Origin of the sequence: Tenacibaculum retecalamus (genome assembly GCF_027941755.1) — a bacterium.
Lineage (GTDB): Bacteria > Bacteroidota > Bacteroidia > Flavobacteriales > Flavobacteriaceae > Polaribacter > Polaribacter haliotis_B.
In genome coordinates, this window is record NZ_CP115916.1 from 2030361 (window position 1) to 2056815 (window position 26455).

25 protein-coding genes and 1 pseudogene are annotated in these 26455 nt (G+C 29.7%); 11 read left to right on the forward strand and 15 right to left on the reverse strand.

All coding sequences use genetic code 11. The annotated features are described in order from the left end of the window. Nucleotides 1-57 precede the first annotated feature (57 nt). On the reverse strand, nucleotides 58-834 hold the full coding sequence (locus tag PG912_RS09585; protein ID WP_275687369.1) for an MBL fold metallo-hydrolase: 777 nt from the start codon (nucleotides 832-834) through the stop codon (nucleotides 58-60). A gap of 81 nt (nucleotides 835-915) precedes the next feature. Here PG912_RS09585 and PG912_RS09590 point away from each other — a divergent pair, with 81 nt between their 5' ends. The 4 genes from PG912_RS09590 (at nucleotide 916) to PG912_RS09605 (ending at nucleotide 4021) form a co-directional block, all read left to right on the forward strand. Beyond that, nucleotides 916-2358: a TonB-dependent receptor gene (locus PG912_RS09590; protein WP_275687370.1), complete on the forward strand. Its 1443-nt coding sequence runs from the start codon at nucleotides 916-918 to the stop codon at nucleotides 2356-2358. A 62-nt stretch (nucleotides 2359-2420) separates the two neighbouring features. Then, entirely contained in the window at nucleotides 2421-2966 is a 546-nt protein-coding gene (locus tag PG912_RS09595) for an RNA polymerase sigma factor (protein ID WP_260586626.1), read from the forward strand. A 33-nt stretch (nucleotides 2967-2999) separates the two neighbouring features. After that, nucleotides 3000-3536, forward strand: coding sequence for a hypothetical protein (locus PG912_RS09600; RefSeq protein WP_275687371.1), 537 nt, complete (start codon nucleotides 3000-3002; stop codon nucleotides 3534-3536). 2 nt (nucleotides 3537-3538) lie between these two features. Then, nucleotides 3539-4021, forward strand: a complete 483-nt coding sequence (locus PG912_RS09605; protein WP_275687372.1) for a hypothetical protein — start codon at nucleotides 3539-3541, stop codon at nucleotides 4019-4021. A gap of 38 nt (nucleotides 4022-4059) precedes the next feature. Here the strand turns inward: PG912_RS09605 and PG912_RS09610 are convergent, their stop codons facing one another. From PG912_RS09610 to PG912_RS09625, 4 genes are all read right to left on the reverse strand, one after another. Continuing rightward, a complete protein-coding gene (locus PG912_RS09610) occupies nucleotides 4060-4257 on the reverse strand; it encodes a hypothetical protein (RefSeq protein ID WP_260586629.1) in 198 nt (65 codons plus the stop codon). A 141-nt stretch (nucleotides 4258-4398) separates the two neighbouring features. Next, the gene (locus PG912_RS09615) at nucleotides 4399-4665 is read right to left on the reverse strand and encodes a hypothetical protein (protein WP_275687373.1); all 267 of its coding nucleotides are present in this window, start codon (nucleotides 4663-4665) and stop codon (nucleotides 4399-4401) included. A 21-nt stretch (nucleotides 4666-4686) separates the two neighbouring features. Then, entirely contained in the window at nucleotides 4687-5313 is a 627-nt protein-coding gene (locus PG912_RS09620) for a chloramphenicol acetyltransferase (RefSeq protein WP_275687374.1), read from the reverse strand. Next, nucleotides 5314-6000, reverse strand: coding sequence for an HAD family hydrolase (locus PG912_RS09625; protein ID WP_275687375.1), 687 nt, complete (start codon nucleotides 5998-6000; stop codon nucleotides 5314-5316). Between the two features lie 527 nt (nucleotides 6001-6527). Here PG912_RS09625 and PG912_RS09630 point away from each other — a divergent pair. Beyond that, nucleotides 6528-6872: a hypothetical protein gene (locus PG912_RS09630; protein ID WP_275687376.1), complete on the forward strand. Its 345-nt coding sequence runs from the start codon at nucleotides 6528-6530 to the stop codon at nucleotides 6870-6872. 51 nt (nucleotides 6873-6923) lie between these two features. Here the strand turns inward: PG912_RS09630 and PG912_RS09635 are convergent, their stop codons facing one another. Genes PG912_RS09635 through idi form a run of 4 tightly spaced genes read right to left on the reverse strand, consistent with a single transcriptional unit; the run spans nucleotide 6924 to nucleotide 8822 of the window. Further along, nucleotides 6924-7592 carry a class I mannose-6-phosphate isomerase gene (locus PG912_RS09635; protein ID WP_333780650.1) on the reverse strand — a complete coding sequence of 223 codons (669 nt, stop codon included), beginning with the start codon at nucleotides 7590-7592 and terminating at the stop codon, nucleotides 6924-6926. Nucleotides 7593-7600: 8 nt separating this feature from the next. Next, entirely contained in the window at nucleotides 7601-7894 is a 294-nt protein-coding gene (locus PG912_RS13710; RefSeq protein ID WP_333780651.1) for a type I phosphomannose isomerase catalytic subunit, read from the reverse strand. Nucleotides 7895-7897: 3 nt separating this feature from the next. Continuing rightward, nucleotides 7898-8311, reverse strand: coding sequence for a 6-pyruvoyl trahydropterin synthase family protein (locus PG912_RS09640; protein ID WP_275687377.1), 414 nt, complete (start codon nucleotides 8309-8311; stop codon nucleotides 7898-7900). Then, nucleotides 8304-8822: an isopentenyl-diphosphate Delta-isomerase gene (gene idi, locus PG912_RS09645; RefSeq protein ID WP_260586636.1), complete on the reverse strand. Its 519-nt coding sequence runs from the start codon at nucleotides 8820-8822 to the stop codon at nucleotides 8304-8306. The genes PG912_RS09640 and idi overlap by 8 nt, the downstream gene beginning before the upstream one ends. 107 nt (nucleotides 8823-8929) lie before the next feature. Here idi and PG912_RS09650 point away from each other — a divergent pair, with 107 nt between their 5' ends. The 5 genes from PG912_RS09650 to PG912_RS09670 all read left to right on the forward strand — a co-directional run bounded on the left by PG912_RS09650 (nucleotide 8930) and on the right by PG912_RS09670 (nucleotide 15450). Further along, the gene (locus tag PG912_RS09650) at nucleotides 8930-10519 is read left to right on the forward strand and encodes a peptide chain release factor 3 (protein WP_275687378.1); all 1590 of its coding nucleotides are present in this window, start codon (nucleotides 8930-8932) and stop codon (nucleotides 10517-10519) included. A 4-nt stretch (nucleotides 10520-10523) separates the two neighbouring features. After that, entirely contained in the window at nucleotides 10524-12179 is a 1656-nt protein-coding gene (locus PG912_RS09655) for a hypothetical protein (RefSeq protein ID WP_275687379.1), read from the forward strand. 103 nt (nucleotides 12180-12282) lie between these two features. Continuing rightward, nucleotides 12283-13212 carry a peptidylprolyl isomerase gene (locus PG912_RS09660; protein ID WP_275687380.1) on the forward strand — a complete coding sequence of 310 codons (930 nt, stop codon included), beginning with the start codon at nucleotides 12283-12285 and terminating at the stop codon, nucleotides 13210-13212. 202 nt (nucleotides 13213-13414) lie between these two features. Beyond that, a complete protein-coding gene (locus PG912_RS09665) occupies nucleotides 13415-13996 on the forward strand; it encodes a hypothetical protein (RefSeq protein ID WP_275687381.1) in 582 nt (193 codons plus the stop codon). Nucleotides 13997-14328: 332 nt separating this feature from the next. Continuing rightward, nucleotides 14329-15450: an energy transducer TonB gene (locus PG912_RS09670; RefSeq protein WP_275687382.1), complete on the forward strand. Its 1122-nt coding sequence runs from the start codon at nucleotides 14329-14331 to the stop codon at nucleotides 15448-15450. 379 nt (nucleotides 15451-15829) lie between these two features. Here the strand turns inward: PG912_RS09670 and PG912_RS09675 are convergent, their stop codons facing one another. From PG912_RS09675 to PG912_RS09700, 6 genes and pseudogenes are all read right to left on the reverse strand, one after another. Then, nucleotides 15830-17080, reverse strand: coding sequence for a DUF349 domain-containing protein (locus PG912_RS09675; RefSeq protein ID WP_275689038.1), 1251 nt, complete (start codon nucleotides 17078-17080; stop codon nucleotides 15830-15832). After that, a complete protein-coding gene (locus PG912_RS09680) occupies nucleotides 17035-17676 on the reverse strand; it encodes a DUF349 domain-containing protein (protein WP_275687383.1) in 642 nt (213 codons plus the stop codon). Before PG912_RS09680 ends, PG912_RS09675 begins: the two co-directional genes overlap by 46 nt. A gap of 87 nt (nucleotides 17677-17763) precedes the next feature. Continuing rightward, entirely contained in the window at nucleotides 17764-18537 is a 774-nt protein-coding gene (locus tag PG912_RS13815) for a shikimate dehydrogenase family protein (RefSeq protein WP_275689039.1), read from the reverse strand. Beyond that, nucleotides 18511-19512 (reverse strand): annotated as a pseudogene (locus PG912_RS13820) (DUF368 domain-containing protein); the annotation flags it as partial. The gene PG912_RS13815 and the pseudogene PG912_RS13820, both read right to left, overlap by 27 nt. A gap of 33 nt (nucleotides 19513-19545) precedes the next feature. After that, nucleotides 19546-20469: a DUF368 domain-containing protein gene (locus tag PG912_RS09695; protein WP_260586645.1), complete on the reverse strand. Its 924-nt coding sequence runs from the start codon at nucleotides 20467-20469 to the stop codon at nucleotides 19546-19548. Nucleotides 20470-20479: 10 nt separating this feature from the next. After that, complete coding sequence (locus tag PG912_RS09700) at nucleotides 20480-24934, reverse strand: translocation/assembly module TamB domain-containing protein (protein ID WP_275687384.1); 4455 nt, start codon at nucleotides 24932-24934, stop codon at nucleotides 20480-20482. A 119-nt stretch (nucleotides 24935-25053) separates the two neighbouring features. Here PG912_RS09700 and tsaD point away from each other — a divergent pair, with 119 nt between their 5' ends. After that, on the forward strand, nucleotides 25054-26082 hold the full coding sequence (tsaD, locus tag PG912_RS09705; RefSeq protein ID WP_275687385.1) for a tRNA (adenosine(37)-N6)-threonylcarbamoyltransferase complex transferase subunit TsaD: 1029 nt from the start codon (nucleotides 25054-25056) through the stop codon (nucleotides 26080-26082). Nucleotides 26083-26455: the final 373 nt, after the last annotated feature.

Genomic DNA, 26455 nt, shown 5'->3' on the forward strand with positions numbered 1-26455 from the left:
ATGCGTTTATAGTTAGTATTTTAAATCAATCGTGTTATCAAAAAAAATAATAGCTTCTTAAATTATTAATCCATCATAAGCTAAAAACACATTTTCGGGCAATTCTTTTTCAACTTCTTCATGTAAACCTAGCAATTCGCTTATATGAGTTAAATATGCTTTCTTCGGATTTAATGCTGCAATAAAAGCTAAAGCTTCCTCTAAATTAAAATGAGTTGCATGTGCTTCTTTTCTTAATCCGGTTACAATTAGTATATCTAGGTTAGATAATTTCTTCTTTTCTTCTGCGGATATTGTTTTAATATCTGTAAGATAAGCAACATCGTTAAAGCGATATCCTAAAATTGGTAATCGCCCGTGCAGTACTTCAATTGGGGTAACTTTTACATCCTCTAAAAAAAAACTGTTTTGATGAGATATTACATTCGGGGCTACTTTTGGCGCACTAGGATACCTGTTTTCTGTAGCAAAAATATAATCATACCTTCTCTTAAGAACCTCTAAAACTCTTTCTGACGTATAAATAGGCACTGCTCCCATCTGAAAACAATACGGTCTTATTTCATCTAAACCTGCAATATGATCGGCATGTTCATGAGTAAATAAAATTCCGTTTATCGATTCCACATTTTCACGTATCATTTGCTGACGAAAATCAGGATCGCAATCAATTACATAGTTAATAGCATCCCAAGAAATCACTATTGAAGAGCGCAATCGCTTATCTCGTGAGTCTTTAGATAGTGCTACAGGGTGTTTACTCGTAATCATTGGCACTCCTGTTGAAGTTCCTGTTCCTAAAAAAGTGACTTTTAATTGCTTTTTTTCTTTCATTGTTAACACAAAAATACGACAAAAATTGCCTGATAGTTCCTATTTTCAGTACATTTGTTATCCCTAATAAAAAATAACAAAATGGCAATTACGCTTAAAGGAGATCAGAAAATAAGTACTGTACCTACAACTGACAGTAAAGCTTTAAAAATCAACTTAAATGCCCATATTTATGGAACATTTGCTGAAATTGGAGCCGGTCAAGAAACTGTTCGTAATTTTTTTAGAGCTGGTGGTGCTTCGGGTACAATTGCAAAAGCAATGAGTGCTTATGATAAAGACTTCTCTGATGCCATTTATGGAGTTGAAAACGACAATCGTTATGTTACAGAAAAACGATTAAAAAAGATGTTAAGACACGAAATGGACTTAATTGAAGAACGTCTTGATCGTCAAAAACATCCTGAAAAGTTATTTTTTAGTTATGCAAACACCGTTGCAACCATTAACTTTTCTAAAAAGTTTAAAGGACATGGTTGGGTTGGAATTCGTTTTCAGTTAGATCCACTTGAGGACTACAATGAAATTATTTTACACCTTCGTTTTAAAGAAACCGATGCACGCCAACAACAAGAAACTTTAGGAGTTTTAGGTGTTAACTTGGTTTATGGTGCATATTATTTAAATGATAATCCGAAGGAGTTATTAAAGTCATTTTATGATAATATTGACAGCGATCGTTTAGAAATTGACATGATTAATTTTTCTGATCCTCGATTTATGTATGTTGATAATCGACTAATGAGTTTACAGTTAGTTAAAAATGGCATGACAAATGCCGTAATGTTCGGCTCTGATGGAAATAACTTATTACCCGCTCAAGTACTTTATAAAAAGAATATTTTAGCGCTTCGCGGAAGTTATCGTCCTGTTACGAAAGTAAATATGGATATGTTCGAGCGCTCGAAAGAACTATTTTTAGCAGAAAAGAAAGTTAATCCAGAAAAAACACAAGTTATTTTTGAAATCACCTTAAGTAACCTTCGTGCCGAAGGTGAAATTAATGAACGTGATTTCTTAGACAGAGCAGAATTACTTTGTGCACTCGGACAGAATGTAATGATTACCAACTATCAAGAATATTTTAGATTGGTAGATTACTTTAGTGAATTTACTAAAGAAAGAATGGGATTAGCTATGGGAGTTAATAATCTTATTCAAATTTTTGATGAAAAATATTACCGTGATTTAAGTGGTGGTATTTTAGAAGCTTTTGGTAAACTTTTTTATCGCGATTTAAAAGTATACATGTACCCTTATAAAGACGAACAAACTGATGAGTTTATTACTAGCGAAAACTTAAAGGTACATCCTAGAATGAAAGAACTCTACAAGTTCTTTAAAAACAATGGTAGACTTATTGATATTAAAGATATTGATGAGAAAAGTTTACATATATTTTCTCGTAAGGTTTTAAAGATGATTAAAAACAACGAAGAAGGTTGGGAAAAAATGCTTCCAGAAGGTGTTTCAGAAACCATTAAAGAAAAACGCTTATTTGGTTGCTCTAGAAAACGAGTTTAAATAATTTAGTTTCATTTTAAACCTTTTACTATCTTTAAAGTCTAACAGCTAAACAACATTAGTTGACCGACGAACTTATTCTTATAACACAACTACAAGAACCTAATACAAAGGAAGTAGCTTTTAAACAATTACTATCGCTTTATAAAGAGCGCTTGTATTGGCATATACGAAAAATTGTTGTTTCTCATGACGATGCCGATGATGTTTTACAAAACACTTTCATTAAAATTTTTAAAAATATTGATACTTTTAAAAGAGATAGCAAACTATATTCTTGGATGTATCGAATTGCCACTAACGAGTCTATTACATTTATCAATAAAAGAGCAAAAGAAAAGAATGTTGATATTACCGAATACCAGCAAGAATTAGTTTCTAATTTAGATAGTGACAATTGGTTTACAGGAGACGAGATTCAACTTATTCTACAAAAAGCAATTGCTACTCTACCCCAAAAACAACAATTAGTTTTCAATATGAAATATTTTGATGAAATGAAATACACGCAAATTTCCGAAATATTAGAAACTTCTGTTGGCGGTTTAAAAGCATCTTATCATATTGCTGCAAAAAAGATTGAGCACTTTATTAAAAATTATAATTAAACCTTTTACAAAAATTAAAGTCTTAGAATAGAGATGAATAAAGAGTTAAAAAATAAAATAGATTTCATAAATCAAAAAACAGGTAAGAAAACAGGATTTTCTATTCCTGAAAATTACTTTGAAGAAATGGATGACAATTTTTTTACTACTATAACCATTAAAAATCTCCCTAAAAAAGAGATTCTCAAAACACCTGAAAACTATTTTAATACTGTTGAAGATACTATTTTAACTAAACTAAATATAGCAACACCTAAAAAAGGAAAAGTTATTTCTTTATACCAAAAAGCACTAAAATTTATTCCGGTTACTGCCGCTGCATCTGTTTTATTATTTATTGGTTTAAATTACTTTAACACAAACAACACTTTTACTTTTGATGATATTACGCAAGCTGATGTAACTTCATGGTATGAAAATGGATACGGAACTACTAATAATGATGAATTAGCAATTACTTTAGATTCTTCAGATTTTGAAGAAGATATTTTAACCTCTATAAATGATGATAATTTAGAAGATTACCTAAACACCATTGATGACACAACACTTTTAAACGAAATTCAATAACAATGAAAAAAAACATACTCTTACTATTTTTAATGCTCATCGCATTTTTTAATAGTCTAACAAGCGAAGCGCAATCAAAAGAAAATAGTTCTAAAAAAATTAGCACTTATAAAATTGCTTTCTTAACCGAAAAATTAAATTTAACGGAAGGTGAAGCTCAGAATTTTTGGCCTATTTACAATACGTATAGTAAAAACAAAATGGCACTTCATAGAGAAAAACGTCAAATTATAAAAAAAAGAATATATAGTAACAATGGAGCTATAGAAGATATTTCTGAAAAAGATTCTGAACAAATTTTAGATAAATTTCAATCGATAAACAAACAGGAATATGAAATGAAAGCATCTTTTCATAATAAAATATCAAAGATATTATCTTTTAAAAAAATATTACTGTTACAAATTTCTGAACACGAGTTTAATCGTAAACTTATGCGAAAGTATAGGGGAAAAAAAGACACCAAAGAAAAAACAAAAAAATAAGAATAAAAAAAGAAGCTTTTAGCTTCTTTTTTTTATTCTTATTTTTTAACTAAAGCTAAACAAACATATAAATCAGGTTTGTTAGCTGTGAATTTTTTTAACCAAATTGTTAACTCATCTATTTCATAAGGTAATAACCTATTTAATGCTTTTTCTAACTCTCTACAAAATAAATCAGTATTGAAACTTACTTTTTTTAATACAGTTTTAGTGTATTCGTACATTGCTCTTGCCATGTTACTTAAAGGGGATTAGTTGTTTTATTATTACTGAACGTAATTTACAACATTTTATTCCTTAATGAATGTTAAAATTTCACAAAAAAAAACCGATACTTTTAAAAAGTATCGGTTTTTAAACATTTAACTTACAGTTTATTATAAGCTATTTACTTTTTCGATTAAAGCGTTTGCTTTATCTTCTAACTCAGCGCTTATTGCTTTAAAGTGAGCTTTTTTATTTTCAACTTTTTTAGCATTTATTTTTGCTATTAAACCATCAAACGTTTCAAAAACCTCATCTACAATAGCTTCTGACTTTTCTGCATCTATCTCAGGGTTTAATTGAGCTGATAATCTACAGATATCAATAATATCTCCTAAAGTATAATCGATATCTTTTTTTAAGTTTTTAATGCTTGCCATAATTATTATTTTTTTGCAAAATTAATCGATTTTATCTAATTCTGCTTGAAATTTATCAAAAAATTGCCCTACGTGATATCCATCAACTAAAGCATGGTTTACATTCACAGATACTGGCATCATTTTTTTAGTATCAATAACATTTATTTTACCAAAAGCCAATTGAGGTACGCTGTCGTTTTTATTGCCAGAGTTCGGCTCTTTATGTCCTGTGAAATTGACCCAAGGTAAAGCTGAACAATGTATGCAACCTAAAGAATATTTGGGAGGAAACAAATCAGTTGAATTTACAATACGTTCTTTTTCTTTTTGAAAACTTGTGCTAAACACTTCAAAATCATCTGAAAAATCTATGTATGAAAATCCGAAAGTATAATCGGCTCTTGCTATGGTTGCTGACGCATTAATTACATCATAAATTGCAACTTTATCATCTTCTATTCTAAATTTAAAGTTTTCAATCGCATTAATTGCCTTCATACATGCGTGCAAATAATGAACAAAAAAAGATTGTTTTTTTGTTTTAGCTGATTCATAACATATAGTAACATCCACGTTAGCTACAATTCCGAAAGTTGGATCTGCTAAAGTTCTAAAATGATTAAAATGCTGCTTTCTATTCCAGTTTTCAATATCTAAATACTTCATCTATAAAAAAGTTAATACTTCGGTTATTTCTGAAATCGTTTTATAACTGTTTGATTCTTGTTCACAACTAACTTCTTCATGTGCCCAGGTAGTATGAAACGGAACATGAATTGCTGAAGCACCTACAGCTACCAACGGTAAAACATCTGATTTTAATGAATTCCCTATCATCAATAATTCTGAAGGATTGACATCTAAATGTTTTATCAACTTTAAATAATCTATTTCTTTCTTATCGCTCATCACCTCTGTATGATGAAAATATTTTAATATTCCCGATTTCTCTAACTTTCGTTCCTGATCTAATAAATCGCCTTTTGTAGCTACAATTAATTTATACTTTCCTTGTAACTTTTGTAAAACCTCTTCTACTCCATTTAATAAATCAATCGGTTGCTCGAGCATTTCTTTACCAATCTCAATAATTCTATCTATTATTTTTTGATTGATTTTATAATTCGACAATTCCAACGCACATTCAACCATCGATAATACAAAACCTTTTACACCATACCCGTAAATTTTAAGATTATCGATTTCCTTTTTATATAACTCTTGATGAATTTTGTTTTCGGTTTCATAACCTGATAAAAGTTTAGCAAATTCATTTTCTGCATCTCTAAAATAAGTTTCGTTTATCCACAGTGTATCATCTGCATCAAAAGCGATTACTTTAATATTATTCATTTATTAACAAGGTTTTTGCTTTTTCTAGTACTTTTTCAATAATTATTTAAAAAACAAGATAATTACATCAATCAAAGATACATATTTAAACAGTTTATTAAATTCACCAAAGTGAGCTTATTAAAAATTTAACATTAATGTTTTTACCTTTTTTATTGTTTCCTAAAAAAAATGAGTACATTTGGTTTATTATGAAAGTACTTTTACATACATATACTATTATTTTAAACACTGTCTACATGATTATGTGCAATACGCGCATGCATAAACAGTATCTATATATTAAGAAAAGCACTCCAGAAAACAAATTTAAACAGCGGTTTTAAAAAATCGATATTTAATACAAACTACAAGAGGTGCTTTTTACAAAAAGCACCTCTTTTTATTTACTAATATTTTAAATTTTAAGCATTATGAAAACAGCAAAGAACACAAAACAAATTGGCAGGTATTTAACAACAATGATGTACTTAGTACAAAACCTATTTTTAAAAGAATCTAAATTTCCACCAATAAATCCATAACACATGAATACTCACATCGCTTCAAAAAATAACTCATCACATTTTACGGTTAACAAAAAACAAGTTAGCAAAAACAAAATACTAAAGCCCTCAATTTTATATAACAAAATTGAATCTACCGTAAACTCTTCCCTTACGCTTTACGAAAACCCTTCGAACATAAGTTTTAAAAGTATTGAATTTGATATTTTAGAAAACGCTTATTTAAATGACAAACTTATCATTAAAAATAATATTAAAAAATTGAGCGACACTGAAGTTGTTTTAAACATAACAGTATCTAAAAAAGAAAAAAAAGACATTATATGTAAAGCCATATTTGGTTACAATTTACAAAAAGCTTCTTAATTCGTTAAGTTGATTTGGTTAACAGGCTCGAGGTTTTACTTTGGGTCTGTTTTATTTTATATACACTTCTAAAAGCTTAACTTTTTCTGTAAACACACTCACCTTCTTTATACAAGCCGGAATCAAAATAGTTTCTCCTGTCTGTAATTTTTCTTGTTGATTCTCGTATTCAAAAATAGCAGTTCCTTCTACACACATATAAATTACAAAACTATCTTTATCATCATGATTCAAGTTGTAATTTTTCGTTAGGTGTAAAAAATTTGTGGTAAAATATTTACAATCTACAATATTTGATGGGCTGTTTTTTTTCTTTAGATACTCTGCTTTATAGTTAGATTTTGCAGAATAATCAATCGCATCTAACGCTAAATCTAAATGCAAATCTCTTTGTACTCCTGCTACATTTTTTCTATTCCAATCAGAAATACGATAAGTAACATCAGAAGTTTCTTGAATTTCTGCTAACAAAACACCTTTACCAATTGCATGAATTCTTCCTGCTGGTACTAAAAAGGTATCTCCTTTTTTTACAAAATCTACATTTAACAACTCTAACTCATTACCCTCCTCAACAGTTTTCGAGAAAGTTTCCTTATCCGTTTCTTCTGAAAAACCAACAATTATTTTCGCTTTTTTATCAGAATTAACAACATACCACATTTCTGTTTTACCTAAAGAATTATGTCTTTTTTGTGCTAATACATCATTAGGATGCACTTGTAAACTTAATTTTTTTTTGCATCTATAAATTTAATAAGTAGCGGAAATTTATCTTGAAATATACTGTATACCTTTTCTCCTAAAATTTCTTCTTTAAATTCTTTAATCAGTTCATTTAAAATTTTCCCTTTTAAATTACCATTACTAACAACAGAAATATCATCCTCTATACCTGAAATTTCCCAGCTTTCACCGATATCTTTTCTATCAGATTTTTTATTAAGTAAAGTTTCTAGCTTTTCTCCTCCCCAAATTTTAGATTTTAAAATAGGCTCAAATCGTAGTAATTGATGTATCATAGGTTATGTACCGCTATAAGTTACGTAGTTTCTTGGTGTTTCATATAGCGTAATTTCTAAGTCTAATTTTTCAGGAATACTTACACGTAATTTATCATATATTACAACTGATATATTTTCAGCTGTTGGAATTTTGTTTTTAAACGCGTTTACTTCAATATTTAAATTCTTATGATCAAAAGCATCTTCTATTTCTGTTTTAATCAAATCTTTTAACTTTCCTAAATCATAAACAAATCCAGTTTCTACATCTATTTCACCTGTTAAAGAAACAATTAAATCGTAATTATGACCGTGATAATTTGGATTGCTACATTTACCAAAAATCTCCAAATTTTTCTCATCAGACCATTTCGGATTAAACAATCTATGTGCTGCATTAAAATGCGCTTTTCTATGTACAGTTACTCTAGGCATTTTTTAAGGTATCGTAAGATTCTTTGAATATAATTTTAAACCAAGCTGTATATATTTCAGGACATTCTTCAATATCTTTTTTAACAGCTTCTAAACCCATCCATTTATAAGATTCAACTTCCTCTTTATTGATTTTTGGCGATTCGTTAAAATTTCCAACCATTACATGATCTAATTCATGCTCTGTTAATCCATTATCAAAAGGTGCTTTATAAATAAAAGAAAACACTTCTTTTAACTCACAAACAAAACCCATTTCTTCATAAAGCCTACGTTTTCCAGCAGCTAAATTTGTTTCTCCACTTCGTTGATGCGAACAACAAGTATTTGTCCATAATAAAGGAGAATGGTATTTATCAGCAGCTCGTTGTTGTAACATTAATTCTTTTTTATCATTAAAAACAAAAACAGAAAATGCTCTATGTAACAACGCTTTTTCATGAGCTTCCATTTTCTCCATCAATCCTATCGGATTGTCTTGCTCATCTACTAATATAACTTGTTCTTTCATCTATTAAATTTATGAAAAACAAACTTACAAAAATGATATCAGTTCAACAATTAAACCTTTGAACAGTTAAGCATTAAACCGTATCTTTGCAGCCTTAAAATTTATAGATGAGTTTTTTAGAAGAAATACAAAAAAGGCGAACATTCGGAATTATATCTCACCCCGATGCAGGTAAAACAACATTAACTGAAAAGTTATTATTATTTGGAGGTGCGATTCAAGAAGCCGGAGCCGTAAAAAACAACAAAATAAAAAAAGGAGCTACTTCCGATTTTATGGAGATTGAGCGTCAGCGTGGAATTTCAGTTGCTACTTCGGTATTGGCTTTCATCTATAAAGACAAAAAAATAAACATTCTTGATACGCCTGGTCACAAGGATTTTGCGGAAGATACTTTTAGAACTTTAACTGCTGTAGATAGTGTTATTGTGGTAATTGATGTTGCGAAAGGTGTAGAACCTCAAACCGAAAAACTGGTAGAAGTTTGTCGAATGCGTAAAATTCCGATGCTTGTATTTATTAATAAATTAGATCGTGAAGGTAAAGATGCTTTTGATTTATTAGATGAAGTGGAACAAAAACTTGGCTTACGTGTAACTCCGATGAGTTTTCCTATCGGAATGGGATACGATTTTAAGGGAATTTATAATATTTGGGAAAAGAAATTAAATCTTTTTTCAGGCGATAATAAAACAACAATTTCTGAAGGTGTTCAGTTTGATGACTTATCAAACCCAGAGTTAGATAAAATTATTGGAGAAACTTCTGCAGAAACTTTACGAGAAGAATCTGAATTGGTATACGAAGTATATCCTGAATTTAGTCAGCAAGAATATTTAGCGGGTGATTTACAACCAGTATTCTTTGGTTCGGCTTTAAATAATTTTGGAGTAAAAGAATTATTAGATGCTTTTATTGAAATAGCACCGCAACCACAACCTAAAAAAGCAGAAGAACGCTTAGTAGATTCTAAAGAAGAAAAACTAACAGGCTTTGTTTTTAAGATTCATGCCAACATGGATCCTAAACACAGAGACAGACTTGCTTTTATAAAAATTGTTTCAGGAACTTTTAAAAGAAATTCTCCTTACCTACATGTTCGTAACGGTAAGAAAATGAAATTTTCGAGTCCGAATGCTTTTTTCGCTGAAAAGAAACAAATTGTAGACGAATCTTTTCCTGGTGATATTGTTGGTGTACATGACACCGGTAACTTTAAAATTGGTGATACCTTAACTGAAGGAGAAGCATTAAACTTTAAAGGAATTCCGAGTTTTTCTCCAGAGCATTTCCGTTACGTAAACAATGCCGATCCAATGAAATCTAAACAACTATACAAAGGTTTAGATCAATTGATGGATGAAGGTGTTGCGCAGTTATTTACTATGGATATGAACGGACGTAAAATTGTTGGTACCGTTGGTGCCTTACAATACGAAGTTATTCAGTACCGTTTAGAGCATGAATATGGTGCAAAATGTACGTATGAAAATATTTCTGTACACAAAGCTTGTTGGGTACAACCTGAAGATGAAAAAAACGAAGAGTTTAAAGAGTTTAAACGTGTTAAGCAGCGTTATTTAGCAAAAGACAAACAAGGTAAATTGGTCTTTTTGGCAGATTCTTCTTTTACGCTACAAATGACACAAAGTAAATATCCTACCGTTAAACTACACTTAACGAGTGAGTTTGAATAGACAGATGAAAGAAATCAAAAATAAGAAACAAGACGTTATTGCGAGAAATGAAGCAATCTCCTTATTTAATAAGGGATTACTTCATGGCGTTCGTAATAACCTATTCCTTTTTCTTCTTTTTTCACTTTTCTCTTCTCTTATTTATAGTCAAGGAGATTTAGCCAATTTAAAAGGTAAAGAATTACATACCAAAGTCCGTTTGAATTTTATTCCTGTTCAAATGCCTACGGATGATTTTCCGAATTTAAAACCTACAATGGGACTAGCTGGTTTACATTATCAAATACCGATTAACGATTGGTTGTATGGTGGTGCGGGTTTTCATTTTGCGGTTACTGGCGATCAAGGTGGTTTATTTACTTTAGGAGCAGAAATAGGCATAAATAAACAACTATATAAAAACATTTATATTGATGCGAACTTCCATTTTGGTGGTGGTGGCGGATACCGTAATTTGGTAAACGATGGCGGATTTATAAATCCGAATATTGGTTTACAATACAAAAAAAACAACTACTCTTTTGGAGTACAATACAGTCACCTAAATTTTTTATCAGGAGAAATAAAAAGCAATTCGGTTTCTGTTTTTGTTGAAATTCCAAGTGTTTTACGTTTTACGGATTATGATAAAGCACATCAAAAATTTGCTTCAACGAATCTTTCTTCGGATGCTTTTTGGAGCAAGCCTATTGTAAAAAACGCACAACAAGTCCGCTTTGATTTTTTTAAACCTTTCGGGGATTCAAAAAAAGATAATGGAGATGCTTTAAACGAGTCTTTATACGTAATCGGATTTGAATATCAGAAATACCTGTCAGAAAACACCTTTTTATTTGCACATACTGATGCTATTTACAAAGGTTTACGTGCTGGTTTTATGGATTTATTTTTTGGTGCAGGATATCACCCATATCAATCAAAATACATTAATATTTTTACCAAACTAGGTGTTGGTGCTGCTGGTGGTCGTGTGGCTCCTGAAGGTGGCTTAATGATTTATCCATCTGCTGGAATCGATTTAAAAATATCCGATAAATTAGCACTAAGCGGTCATGGTGGTTATTACAGTGCAATAGCTGGAGATTTAGAAGCCTATACTGTTGGTTTTGGTTTAAAGTACTTCGGATTAAATGGCGGAACAACATCCAAAGAAAAAAAATACAATAACTTTTACACACAAGGTTTACGAATTGAAATTCAGAATCAATCGTATTTTGATGTTGCAAAAACCGATGATGTATTTGATGCTACAGCAATCGATTTACAATTAATTGGTTTAAAAGTAAATTTCGACCTTAACAAATGGTTGTATATTGCTGGTGAAGCGAGTTTTGCTTACGATGGTCGTTCGGGTGGTTATGCTCACGGATTAGTTGGTGGGGGAATTTATTCTCATCGATTTTTTAATAATAAAGCACGTGGTTTTGCTGAATTTATGGCTGGTGCTGGTGGTGGTGCAGGTGTAGATACAGACGAAGGAATTATTGTACGTCCTACCTTAGGTTTAAGTTATGATATTACAAATGGTGTTGCAATTATGGCTTCAGCTGGAAAATATTATTCGCCTTTCGGAAATGTAAAATCGACGAATATGAATATTGGTTTAAGTTTTAACCTAGCCACCTTATTCGTAAATAAATATATAGTATGCTTGCGCTAGGGATTGAAGTGACATCCTTTTATGAAGAATGCATAAAAGATATAATGGAAAGCCCGCTCGAGCGCCCAAAAAAATAAAAGTTTAATTAGTAAATAATAGTAAAATGAATAACGGAATTTACGCAAAGTTCACAACGCCAAAAGGCGCTATTTTAGTGAATTTAGAATACGAGAAAACTCCTGGAACGGTAGGTAACTTTGTTGCTTTAGCTGAAGGGAATTTAGAAAATGATGCAAAACCACAAGGAACTCCATATTATAATGGTTTAAAATTTCACCGTGTAATTGCAGATTTCATGATACAAGGTGGATGTCCGCAAGGAACTGGAACTGGAAATCCTGGTTATAAGTTTGATGATGAATTTCATCCTGATTTAAAGCACGATGCTCCTGGTAAATTATCAATGGCAAATGCAGGATCTGGAACAAACGGTTCTCAATTTTTCATTACACACACACCAACGCCTCATTTAGATGGTAATCATACTGTTTTTGGAAACGTTATTGAAGGACAAGATGTTGTAGATGCTATTCAGCAAAACGATACTATGGATGTTGAAATTATCCGTGTAGGTGAAACTGCTGAAAAATTTAATGCTGTTGAAGCTTTTAGAACTTTTGAAGGATCTCGTGAAAAACGTGAAGCAGAAGAAAAAGCAAAACAAAAAGAATTGTTAGATTCTGTTGCAAAAAGTTATGACGAAACTCCATCTGGATTACGTTATAAAATTTTACAAAACGGAGAAGGAAAACAAGCTACGAAAGGCGCAAATGTTTCTGTACACTATAAAGGCCAGTTATTAGATGGTACTGTATTTGATTCTTCTTATAAGCGTAAGCAACCAATCGATTTTGCAATCGGTATGGGACAAGTAATTGCTGGTTGGGATGAAGGTATTCAGTTATTAAAAGTTGGAGATAAAGCAAGATTTGTAATTCCATCTAACTTAGCTTATGGTTCAGCTGGCGCTGGAGGTGTAATTCCACCAGATGCTACTTTAATTTTTGATGTTGAATTAATGAATGTGAAATAATTTTCATTTTAATTAAAATATTTTAAAACTCTCTATTTTTCAATAGAGAGTTTTTATTTACCCTAAATTAACCTTCTTAACATTTATTACATCATATGATAAAACACATATTACACTTACTTAAAGTATAACCGAACTTACTTGTTCATCTTTACAGTGTATTAAAAACAACAACAAAGTGAAGAAAATGCTCCCCCTTATTATGCTATTAACTTTTAATTTAACTAATTGTTATAGCCAAACAGAAGTATGTAAAACTCCAGAAGAGAATATTATTGATTTAAATGAAATTTCAATTAAAAAATGTGATATTACTGAGAAAAAAGGAACTAGAAAAATAACAAAAACGAACTCCACAAGGAAAAGAATTAGCTCTCGACCTAGAAAATCAAAAAACACTACGCGTTACAAATCAAAAAACCTTTCTAGAGAAGTATTATTTACATTAGTAGAAGAAATTCCGATGTTTTTGTCTTGCAAAAAAAGTACTAGAAAGAATAATATAAAATGTTTTAAGACGAAAATCAAAAAGCACTTTTCAAAAAATTTCTATGCAACAAAATTCAATAATGAAACTATTGAAGATAAGATTTTCATTAAATTTAGTGTAGATCTTTATGGTAACATTATTAATTCAAAAATAAAAAGCAAGAAGAATAATAAATTACTCCACAAAGAACTAAATAGAATTTTACATAAGTTACCTCCATTCATCTCTGGAAAAGAAAAAGGATTACCAGTTATTGTCACCTACTCTTTTCCTCTTAACTTAACATTAAATTGATAATATTTAGATATCAATAGTAATAAATGTTGCATTATAGAATTTTCAAAAAAAAAACGTTGCAAGAAAAAAAGGCCTTAATTTTTACGTTATTAAAACAGCAATTTACCCATGAATTGAAAAAAATAGACCATTTTAAAATTTCTTTATATAAGTGACTTATTATTGATTAAACCTACTGTTTATCTGCTACCACATACTAAAACAATAAAAACCAACACTTTATATTCAAAAACAAAAAGTAAATATATTTGATTATTTATATATTTTTTTATATTTTTACAACTTAAACAAGTTAACTACTCTTGTTAACCCCTTAAAAGAGTCTGATTATGAAGAAATTCCCCTTACTAGTAGCTGCTATGCTTATGACTGTAATAGCTGTTGCGCAACAAGAAGTTTGTGACACTCCTGATGAATCTATTGCTGACCCTAACAGTATTACTAAATGTGCTGTTGAAGACACTGGAGACGGAGGAAAGAAACAATTAACAATTCAAGTATCTACAAGAAGACGTGTTGTTCGTAAAAAGAACGAAACCGTTTCTGCTATTGGTGGTACTACAGCATCTCAGAAAGTTGCTAACATCAAAAAGAATACTTTATTAGTTGGTAAGCTTGAATTAGAAGACAACTCTGAAACTATCGAAAGAATTCCATTTAATCTTGTTGAAGAAATTCCATTATTCTCAAAATGTAATAATGTTCCTTTAATAAAACAATCTAAATGTTTTGACACGCAAATGTCTAAGCATATCATAAAAAACTTCAAATACCCTCAAGATGCATTTGATGCAGGTATTGCTGGTAGAGTTTTAGTACAATTTACTATTGACGAACAAGGTAATGTTGGGACTATTCAGATGAGAGGACCAAAAAATGGTACTTCTCTAGAAAATGAAGCTAGTAGAATTATAAATAAACTTCCTGCATTTATACCTGGTAAACATAATGGTAAAGCAGTAAAAGTTAAGTATGGTATTCCTATTACTTTTAAGCATCCAAATCCTAAAACTACTGAGAAATCAGTAAGCAAAACGATTGCAAGAAAGCAACCTGTTAAAGTAAAAAAAGAGAAATTAATTACAGATTTTGTTAAATTTAATGATGTTCAAAGCATCCCTCAATTTAACGCTTGTTTAAAAGTTCCTGACACAAAAAAAGTTAATTGTTTTAACGAAAGAATGATTAGTCATATTCAAAGAAACTTTAACTATCCTGATGCTGCTGCCGCTCAAGGTATTGAAGGTAAAGTTTGGGTTCGTTTTATTATAGGTAAACAAGGAGAAGTTAGTAACATTAGAATGAGAGGCACTAAAAATGGTCAACTTTTAGAACAAGAAGCTAAAAGAATGGTATCTAAATTATCTACTTTTACCCCTGGTAAACAAAACGGTAAGCCAGCAAACGTTGAGTACTACATACCTATTAACTTTACATTACAGAATCAATAAATAAAATAGTTCTTCATAAAAAAAGCTTCAAATTAATTTGAAGCTTTTTTTATATGATTTAATGAAATACTTATTTGAACTTTGAGTTTTATTTAACATCAAAAATGGCTATTTAAGACTGTTTTTTATATCAATATTGGCCACAACTAATGATTTTATACTCCCTTTCTTTAATTTTGTCTTCTATACCATTTACAAGCCTCATTAGAAATCCAACGCCGATTACCTCATGAGATGTAAAATTCCATAAATAATATTTACAATTTTTTACCCTTTCTCTTAAAGTGTTATTTTTCATAAATTAAAACACTAATGGTTTAAACACATAAAAAAAGCACGAATCATATGATTCGTGCTTTTAATTTCGATACAAATTACACTAGTAATTTAATTTCTTAATAAAACTTAGCTTAGATTTCCAAACATCTAATTGATCTTTAAACTCCTGAATACCTTTTCTTACGTTTAAAACTAAAGGGTTATCATCTTTAGCGTTCGAAAAGAAACCTAAATTATTTTCTAATTGTTGCATTTCACGAACTGTTTCATCAATTTTTTTACGAATAAAATACTGTTCATTATCTAATTTCTTATAATCCTCTTGCGCTAAATAAGTTTCAATTGCATTTTTGAACTTCATCATTTCAATTTCAGCCTTACTCATATTTAAGTTTCCTAAATGAGCATCAATCGCTTTATTGAATTTCTCATCTAAATGACGTGCATTCCTTGGCAGCGCACCTAATGCCCTCCATTTAACAATATTTTCTTGAATATTCTCCAATGTTAAACCTTCTGAGACCTTAATCTCTTCAATAAACTCTTTTTTAGCTTCTACAACAGCTAATTGTTCATTGTTTTGTTCATCCTTTTGAGCGTGTAATCTATCAAAATAAAAATTACATGCGTTTTTAAAGCGCTTCCAAATATCATCAGAGAATTTTCTTGGCACATGTCCAATTTTCTTCCAATCAGACTGAATACGCTTCATCGTGTTAGTAGCTTCTTCCCAATCATCGCTATCTTTAATACTCTCAGCTAATTCGATTAAAGCAATTTTACTTTTTAAATTGTCATTTTGAGTGCTTTTTTCTCCTTTATAAAATACATTTTTAGAACTGTTAAATTTCTTAGTAGCATTTTTAAACTCTTGCCAAACATCTTCACTTTTATTGTAAGGTAACTTACCTATATCAAAGTACTTTTTACGTAGTTTTTCAAGTTCTACAATACTTTTTTGCCAATCATTATGTGATTTATTATTAGAAGTATCAAGTGCATTAATTTCTGATACTACTTCTAACTTAGCGTCAATCATTTCTTGATACTTAGATTTTAACTCTCTAAAGTACTGGTGACGTTTATCATGTATTTTTTTAGTAGCTTCACTAAATTTACCCCAAACATCTTCTCGATGCTCCTTACCAACAGGTCCTATTTCTTCTTTCCATAAACGATGTAAATCTTGTAAGTCTTTAAAGGCTACATTTACATCTATTACTTCATTTAGTGCCTCTGCTCGTGTAATTAATTTAAGCTTTTCTTCTAAATTATGTTTAAAATCAAGTTCTCTAAAATCTTTATTTAAATGTAATAAATCGTAAAAACGTTCAACATGATGATGGTAAATTTTCCAAGTATCATTATATTTTGTTTTTGGTACTGGCTACCAATGGTCTTCCACTTTTTTTGAATAACTTGAAAATCGTTATACATTGTTTTTGCATCAGCATTTACAATCAACTCTTTTAGCTCGTCAATTAAATTATTTCTTTTATCAAGATTTTCTTTTAATTGCTTATCTAACTGAGAATAATGTGCATCTCGTTTCGCTTTATACTCTCCTAATAATTTATTATAAGCCGATTTTACAGGACTAGTAAACTGGAAATCTATTGAATTTCCTCCTTCAGCTAAAAAAGCCTCTTTCTTTTCTGCTAACAAAGCACCAAACTTTGCATTAAACGCATTTTTAAGAGCGTCTATATTTGATTTTAATTGCTGTATTTGATAATTATTTAATAACTTTTCTAATTCTTCAACCAAAGAATCCAACTCCATTAAAGTATAATCTTGCATTGGTATCTCATGCCTTTCATTAACTTTTTCAGCTTCATTTGCGACTTCATTCTCAACTGCGTTTACCGCATTTTCAGTTTGCTCCTTTACTACAGTTTCTTCTTGAGTAATTGGTTCTTGTAATTTTTCTTCGTTATTTTCTAACATATCTACAATGTTTAAGTTCCTTTAAATTAATTTTATAAATATACGGATTCTTATAGAATATCAACTTTTATTTTAAAGTAGTTATTGCTATTTATCATTCCAAATTCTCCAAGATTTTTCCGCTTGTTGTTCTAACATCTCTAGCCCATTCTTAATTACCGAATTCTGTTCTTTTCCTTTTCTTAAAAAAGTAGTTTCTGTTGGGTTGTATATTAAATCAAATAATAAATGTTTATCATTTATAAACTTATATGGAATATCTGGACAGTCATTTATATTAGGATGCGTGCCTAAAGGGGTACAGTTAATTATTAAATGATGCGATACAATTACCTTTTTTGTTAAATCTTGGTATGACATTTCTTTTTTACCTTTAGGGTTCCTTGACACAAACTTATACTTAATGTTTAATTTTTTAAGTACGTAAGCAACTGCTTTAGAAGCACCACCTGTGCCTAAAATCAATGCCTTTTTATGATGTTTTTTCACCAAAGGTTTTAGCGATTTTTTAAATCCGTAAACATCAGTATTAAATCCTTTTAATTTTCCTTTTTTAGAAATTTTTATAGTATTAACGGCTCCTACCTTTTGTGCTGTTTTATCTATTTTATCTAGATAATTAAAGACATCTAATTTATATGGAATCGTTACATTCAACCCTCTTAAATGATGTTGATGCTCTTTTATTTTTTGAGGAAGCTCTTTTATCGATTGAATATCAAAATTAATATATTCGTTATTTTGAAGTTTTAATTCTTCAAATTTACTTGTAAAATATCCTCTTGAAAATGAATATGAAATGTTTTTACCTACTAAAGCATAAACATTGCTATTTTCTTTTTTTCCATAAAAATCTATCATTAAAATTAAGGTTACACCAAAAAGAATAAAACCTATCGAAATCCATGTTTCTTGTTTTGAAAGATCGGGTATAAATCGCTCGTAATTCTCTACAATTTTATTTCCTTGTTGATCTAACAAAAAAGTTTTATCATTAACTTTAAATATTGTTTTTTTCCAAGGCCAAACAATACCTAAAGACCCCGTAATAAAACCGATAATAACTGCTGTTACTATCTGATTCCACCTTTTTAAAACATAACCTAATATATGCGACATAGATACTAACCCAAATGCCGAACCTGCTGTAAAAACGCTTATAATTTTTAAATACCTAATTTTTACAGAATCTTTTAAAACCTCAAAATCTCCTGACAAAATGCTTGTAACTACACCTCCTAAAACATTAACACTATCAACCAACAACAATACATAATTACCTAATAAAATTAGAATAAATGAACCCGAGAGCCCTGGTAATGTCATTCCAGAAACACCTATAATTCCGCATATAAAAACAAACCAAAGATTGTCATTTTCTTTTGCAGGCGTCATAAAACTAATAAATATACCTATAGACATTCCTATTACTAAGGCTAAGAAATTTTTAAGTTTCCAATCCTTAAAATCTTTTGATACAAAATAAATAGACCCTATAATCATTCCAAAAAACCAAGCCCAAACATATAATTCGTAGTTTTTTAAAAAATAATCAAGCAATAAAGAAACGCTAAAGTAACTAAACATACTTCCTAACATTACCGAAACTAAAAATTGCAAATTGGTATACTCTGCAAAACTTTTAAATCTTCCTTTAAAAAGCAACATAAAAGCTTTACCGTTTATTCTTTGAAAAGAAAAAATAAGCTCTTCATAAAACCCCATTACAAAAGCTACCATACCACCTGAAACACCTGGTACTTTATTCGCACCTCCCATGATCAATCCTTTAAAAAAAAGGAGCGCTTTTTCTGATAGTGAACGTTCTTTATACATTTTAGTTTATTACCTGCCTAAGATACTTCTTTTCTATTGCTCTTTTACTGCTAGTTTTTCAAGTAATAAAATGAATGCAAATCCAATAATGATTAGTAGAGATGCATACATTAATTGAGGATCTCCATCATATGAAAATGGTAAAATGGACTGTTCATTAAACGCAACTTGTTCTCCGTGGGAATTTGTTCTGAATGTTAGTACTTCTTTCCATGGCCAAATTTTATTTAACGAACCTATTATAAAACCTGTTAAAATAGCTAACGTGTAATTTTTATAGTTCGAAAATAAATATTTTAAAACTCTAGAAAATGATAACAATCCTATAATTGCTCCTGCACCAATAGCTGCTATCGTAGTAAAATCACGATTATTTACCGCTGCTAATACAGGTTTATAAGCCCCTAAAAGCACTAATATAAATGAACCTGAAATACCTGGTAAAATCATAGCGCAAATAGCAATTGCTCCCGCAAAAAACATAAAAAGTGTTGATGAACTTTCCGATATCATCGGATTTAAAGTAGTTATATAATATGCTAATACGGCACCTAAAACGACTAAAAATATAGCTACAATATTCCACTTTGTAATTTGCTTTGCAATATAAATTACACTTGCTAAAACCAATCCGAAGAAAAAAGACCACAATAAAATTGGATGATTGGTTAATAGCCAAGAGATCACTTTAGCTAAAGAAATTACACTTATAAACATTCCTATAAAAAGTGATGCTAAAAAGTTACCATTCAATTGTTTCCAAGCAGCTTTTAATCCGTCGTTTTTTAATGTTTTTAACAAACTTAAATTAACATTACTAATTGAACTTAACAGTTCTTCATATATTCCTGAAATAAAAGCAATTGTTCCTCCAGAAACTCCTGGCACAACATCTGCTGCACCCATAGCAACTCCTTTTAACATGATTACCAAGTAATCTTTATTTGTTCTGTTCATATAAACTTGATTATTCTTTTTTCTCTTTAGTTTTAAATCTAATTAATTTATTCTTTTTAGGTTTTAAAGTATCTTTTCTTATTCTTTTTTTCTTTAATCCTATTTTTTTACTTAAGTCTGATAAATTATTAAAATTTACTTGATATGAGATACCTACTCCTTGTGTATATCCTTCTTCTTCTGTTGAATATTGTACTTCGTTTTGTCTATTAAAAACAGTTCCTCTTAAATTACCTTCTTCGTTTAACAATACCTCAACTTTTACTTCACCAACTACACTGGTTTGTGTATTTGCTCCCACAGGAACTCCTACTTTACCGTTTACTAAAATTCGATCACTCAATTGAGTAGAAATAGATACATCTACCTGATCGTCGGACTTTAAATCGTTAACATCTCCCCTATCACCTTGTGTATATCCCAGTCCTAATTGAAACTTATTCCCCTCACTATTTAGCATATCTGTTAAAATACCTGAAGCAATTTCTGATGCCGTACCTGTTAATCCTGATGCAGCACTTGTACCAATAGCATCTTCATTATAAAAAGTACCAAAGGCTAATAAAAATGAGAAGTGTTGCATTTTAGTATTCAAATCATTTCCATTTAAAATAAATTCTAATTCTGATGCTACTGTTGAATTTGCATTCGGAATTTTTATATCAAACTCTTGTTTTGAATTAAATAAACCTCCTGTAATTTTAGTATATAAATCAATCGGAATTTTACGACTCGAATTTATATTATCTAACAATTGTGCCGGATTTGCTTTGGTTTTATAAATTGCTATTAAATCTAATTCTGCTTCATATGGATTCCCATTCCATGCAATAGTTCCTCCTTTCTGAACAATAAAAGGTTTTGTTATTCCTGCATATTTAAAATTATACAAGCCTTTGTCTATTTCAAAATCACCGTACATTTTAAATTTTCCTAAGGTATTAATATCAATCCTTAAATTACCTTCTCCACTCCCTTTCAACTCACTTCCAGCAACCTTGTCTATTACCACTTGGGCAATTGCATCTTTAGTTACTTCTAGATTAATTTTTAAATCGAGCCCTTTTATGTCTTTAATTCCTTTGTTAATTTTTTCTTCATCAGGTTTCCCTGTTTTAAAACGAATTAACTTATAGTTATCTATCGTTTTTACATCATTTAAGGGAATTACAAATACGGTACCTTTATTTGTTTTACCTTCTACAAGAATATCTAAATTATTGGTAAGTCCTCTAATCTCTGCATTTCCATCTAAAAAACCAGTTCCGTAATAGGATGTTTCTTCCTTCTCTTTGGTATCTAATATTAGTAAATTATCTGTATCAATATCTAATTTCAAATACCAATCTTTAAAATTTTGATGCGCAATATAACCTGATAAACTACCTTGGGTTTGGTGTTTTGTATCCTCTAGTAAAACAGCATCTAACATAAACTGTTGACCATCTAAAACAATACTTGTATTTCCTTTTAAGTCAAAATCGATATTTAAATACGGAAAAGTTAAACCCGCCTCTTCAAAATTTAATACTCCCTGAAAATCAGGATTCTCTAAAAATCCTTTAGCTGTAAAATCACCAGTTACTTTTCCTCTTAATTTATTTAAAACTTCTTCACCTAAAGGACTAAAGGCAGCAATTTCGTATTCTTTTAAAAATACATTTAAATCAATTGTTGGTTTTTTTTCTGAGAAATCTATTCCTCCAACTGCTGAAATATTTTTAGCCTTTTCACTAATTAAAGAAAGGTTTACTTGGTATTTTTCATACGAATTATCACCCGTTACATTCAACGCTAAATCTCCTTGAACAAAGTCATTGATATGAAAATCTTCTATTAGTAAGTTTCCTTTTGGTACTAATTTTTCTCCTTCTTGTTTAAAATCAACAGTACCACTTAAATCACCTGTTAAACTTAAATTATCTATTAAAGGTAAAAAACTACCTAATTTCACTTTACTAAAATTAGCTTTTAAATCCTTATAAGTACTATCACGAACAACTCCGTTAAATTCGATTTTTTGTTCACCTGATTGAAATAAAAATGGACTTATCGTAAAATTATTTTCTTTTAAATCGAAGGCTACTTTATGATTTTTATCTTCTTTTTTATTGATAACCCAATCAAACCCTTTATAATTAAGTTTCGATTTTTGAAGACCTACAACCGATTTTTGTAGTTCATTAATTGTATAATAAAAATCGAGATTAAAACTTTCTGAATAATCTTTCCCTCCTTTAAAAACAGATTTAAAATACAACGTATCATTTTGTGTTCTGTTTAATAGATTCAGTTTTTCTACATTATAATACTCCGTATTAATTTTATTTACCGTTAAATGCGTATTGTATAGCTTGTTTTTATTATCTAACCTTAACACTATATTTTCAATTTCATTTTTATAAATAGCTATTTCTGGTGATGTAAACGTAAGTTTTAAGGCATTTTTATCAGAATTAATTTTTCCTTTTAACCTTGTATTCTTTCCTATAGATATGTTTGGTAAAAAGACATCTATAATTTGGTTATAAATGGTAAAATCGAAATCTATAAACTGATTTGGTGCTACTTTGTTTGCTTTATAATTTGTATAAACACTTCCTAAAGCATTTTGAGTAATTGGTAATAATTCTTCAAAAGAAAATTTTCCGTTTAATTGTCCTTTAACAATATCTTCTGAGTTAACTTCAATTGTTTTAATACTGTCTTTTACCGATGAATTTATTTCAAATATTTTAAACGGATATTCTTGCTTCTGATTTCTATATACAACATCTTTAAAAGTTGCTTTCCCTATAATATCATCAAAGGTATTTCCAGAAATATTTAATTGAATTTTTCCTTTTATATCAGCGATACTATCACGAGTAAAAAGGTTTGTTCTTTTAAGATCAATTTTATCGATATCTGCAATAAAATCGAATTTATTTATTACTGAAGAAAAATCTGCTAATCCTTCAAACTTTAGTTTAAAATTGTCGTCTTCTGCGCTTAATAATCCATCAAATTTTTTGTTTTGAAACTGACCATTAACATTTAGGTTTTTGTAATCGTAATTATTAAAACCAAGGCTACTAACCTTTCCAATAATAATGGTATTTATATTATCTACATTAAATCCACTACCATTTACATCCGCTCTTAATGATATTTTACCAAGTATAGGATCGTTTGCAAAGACTCCTAAATCGAAATTTTCAAATTCTACTTCACCAACATATACTGCTTCATCAATATTATCTATTTCTGTTAACTGAAGGTCAGACATTATAGTTCCTATTTCTGATTTTACAGAAAGCGTTGCATTTATTTGTTCTGGTGTAACTCTTACAATTCCATTAAGTGAAAAATCACCAAGCCTCTGAAATTCTGACGGCAACGACTTTCCTAATAAATTAGGTAATACATTTTTTAATTGAATATAATTTGCAGTAACATTGGCTAGTTCGGCATCAAAAACAAAACCTCTACTTTTTTTCACCGCGTTTACAAACCCCATATCACCAATAACTTTCATTCCGTTTTTAGAATGAAGCCTAATATTATTAGCACTAAAATTATTTAAGACACCATTCATGTTTCCTGTAAAATACAGAATATCATTTCCATTTAATTCAGTGTATAATTTGCTTAAATCTTTAATTGAAAGAGCACTTTTCAAAAATTTTGCTTTAAAATTTACCTTATCATTAAAATTCGCAAAATCTTTACGATTGTAAGTGAGCTTTATATCTCCTTCTATTTTTGATTCATTATCAGTTTCTAATATAGTTTTATCAAAATTCATATACTTTTTGGTGTACACAAAATCTGTAGAAAAATTAGAGATTTTAATTCCTCTATTTTCGGTAAAACTCATTTCTCGCATTTCTAGAGAAACATTAGGATCAACAATTGAAAAATCTAATAGATTTCCACTTGCATTATAGGCAGCAAACTGCAATGGTTTTTTATCCTTTTCATCGAATAATTTAAAAGTTAAATCTTTAATAGTAACTTTATCACTTCCTAAAACAAAAGGGTTTGATAAACTATCTCGTGGTTTGCCATCTTCAAAACTATCTATAAAGATAGACATGTTATCGTTCTTTTCGCCCTTATAAGTTCTCATATTAAAATAAGTACCACTTAAAGAAGCTTCCCCTAAATCAACTTGATTTTCTATTACTCGTTTGGCATTTAAAAGTGAAGTACTTAAATTCTGAACAAAAATAAGGGTGTCTTTATGATGATCACGAATTTCAATTTCTTTTAACTGAACACTTCCTAACCACGATAAATCAATTCTTTTTATAACAATATTCGTATTATATTCTTGGTTGAGCCAGTTCGTTGCTTCTTTGGCTAATTTGCTTTGAACAAATGGTAGCGATAACAAAATAATAAGCAAGACTATGAAAAGCAGCAGGTACTTTAAGAACCTCCACAATATTTTACCTACTTTTTTAATGAGAATATTTTTCATAAAATGCCTAACAAATGTAATCAGCTAACTGCAAAAATATTGCCTTATTTTAAAGAAATATTAATTTTAACGAAATTCTAACGCAATATCGATATTTTTGCACTTTAATACATAATACATTGAGTACAAAAAACAGCTACATCTTAGGTATTGAAAGCTCTTGTGACGACACAAGTGCTTCGATAATTTATAACGGAAAAGTAATAAGTAATGTTGTTGCTAACCAGGAAATACACGCTAAATACGGCGGTGTTGTTCCTGAACTTGCATCAAGAGCGCACCAACAAAATATTGTTCCGGTAGTACAACAAGCTATTGAACAAGCTAATATTACCAAACGCGATTTAAATGCCGTTGCTTTTACACGCGAATCTGGCTTAATGGGATCATTATTAGTAGGGACCTCTTTTGCCAAATCTTTTGCTTTAGGACTAAATATTCCGTTAATAGCTATAAATCATATGCAAGCGCATATTTTGGCTCATTTTATTATAGAAGAAGATAGTAAAATACCACCTTTTCCTTTTGTATGTTTAACCATAAGTGGCGGACATACGCAGATTGTAAAAATTACCAATCATTTTGAGATGGAAATTTTAGGTGAAACAATTGATGATGCTGTGGGTGAAGCTTTTGATAAATCAGCAAAAATATTAGGCTTACCTTATCCTGGTGGTCCTTTAATTGACAAATATGCGCAATTAGGTAATCCGAAAGCATATCAATTTACAAAGCCTAAAGTGGGCGATTTACAATTTAGTTTTAGCGGATTAAAAACAGGTATTTTACGTTTTATTCAGAAAAATGTAAAAGAGAATCCTAATTTTATTACAGAAAACTTACATGACATTTGTGCTTCTATTCAACATACGATTGTTGAAATATTGATGGATAAATTAAAAAACACCGTGAAACAAACCGATATAAAACACATTGCTATTGCTGGTGGAGTTTCGGCTAACTCTGAAATTAGAAAACGTTTAGAGCTTGCTGAAAAACATTGGGGATGGACAACCTATATTCCTAAATTTGAATATACGACTGATAATGCTGCCATGATTGCCATTGCTGGTTATTTAAAATATTTAAACAATGATTTTTCTGATATTTCAGTTACATCAAAAGCTCGTTTAAAAGTTACTGAATAACTATTTTAAACCCTATTTATTTATACAAAACACCGTTAAAATTATTTAACGGTGTTTTTTGTTTAAGAGCTTGTTTAAAAAAAACTGTCAGTTCGAGTGATTTTTTTCTTCAAAAAATTGTATCGAGAACTTTTTTAACATCAAAATAAAACGATTCAAATTCTCGATACAATTTTAATCCCTTTTAGTCATTAAAATCACTCGAATTGACAAAATTGTAGCAAATTTAGGATGAGAAACTGAAATAAATTCAGTTTGACGGATTCAATTGACTGTTTCCTTTCTATAAAAATTTAAACTCTAAATATAAAATTTAATACAAATTTCTAGCCCCGATTGCAGCATTTGTTTGAGCTCTTTTTTTGATTTTTCT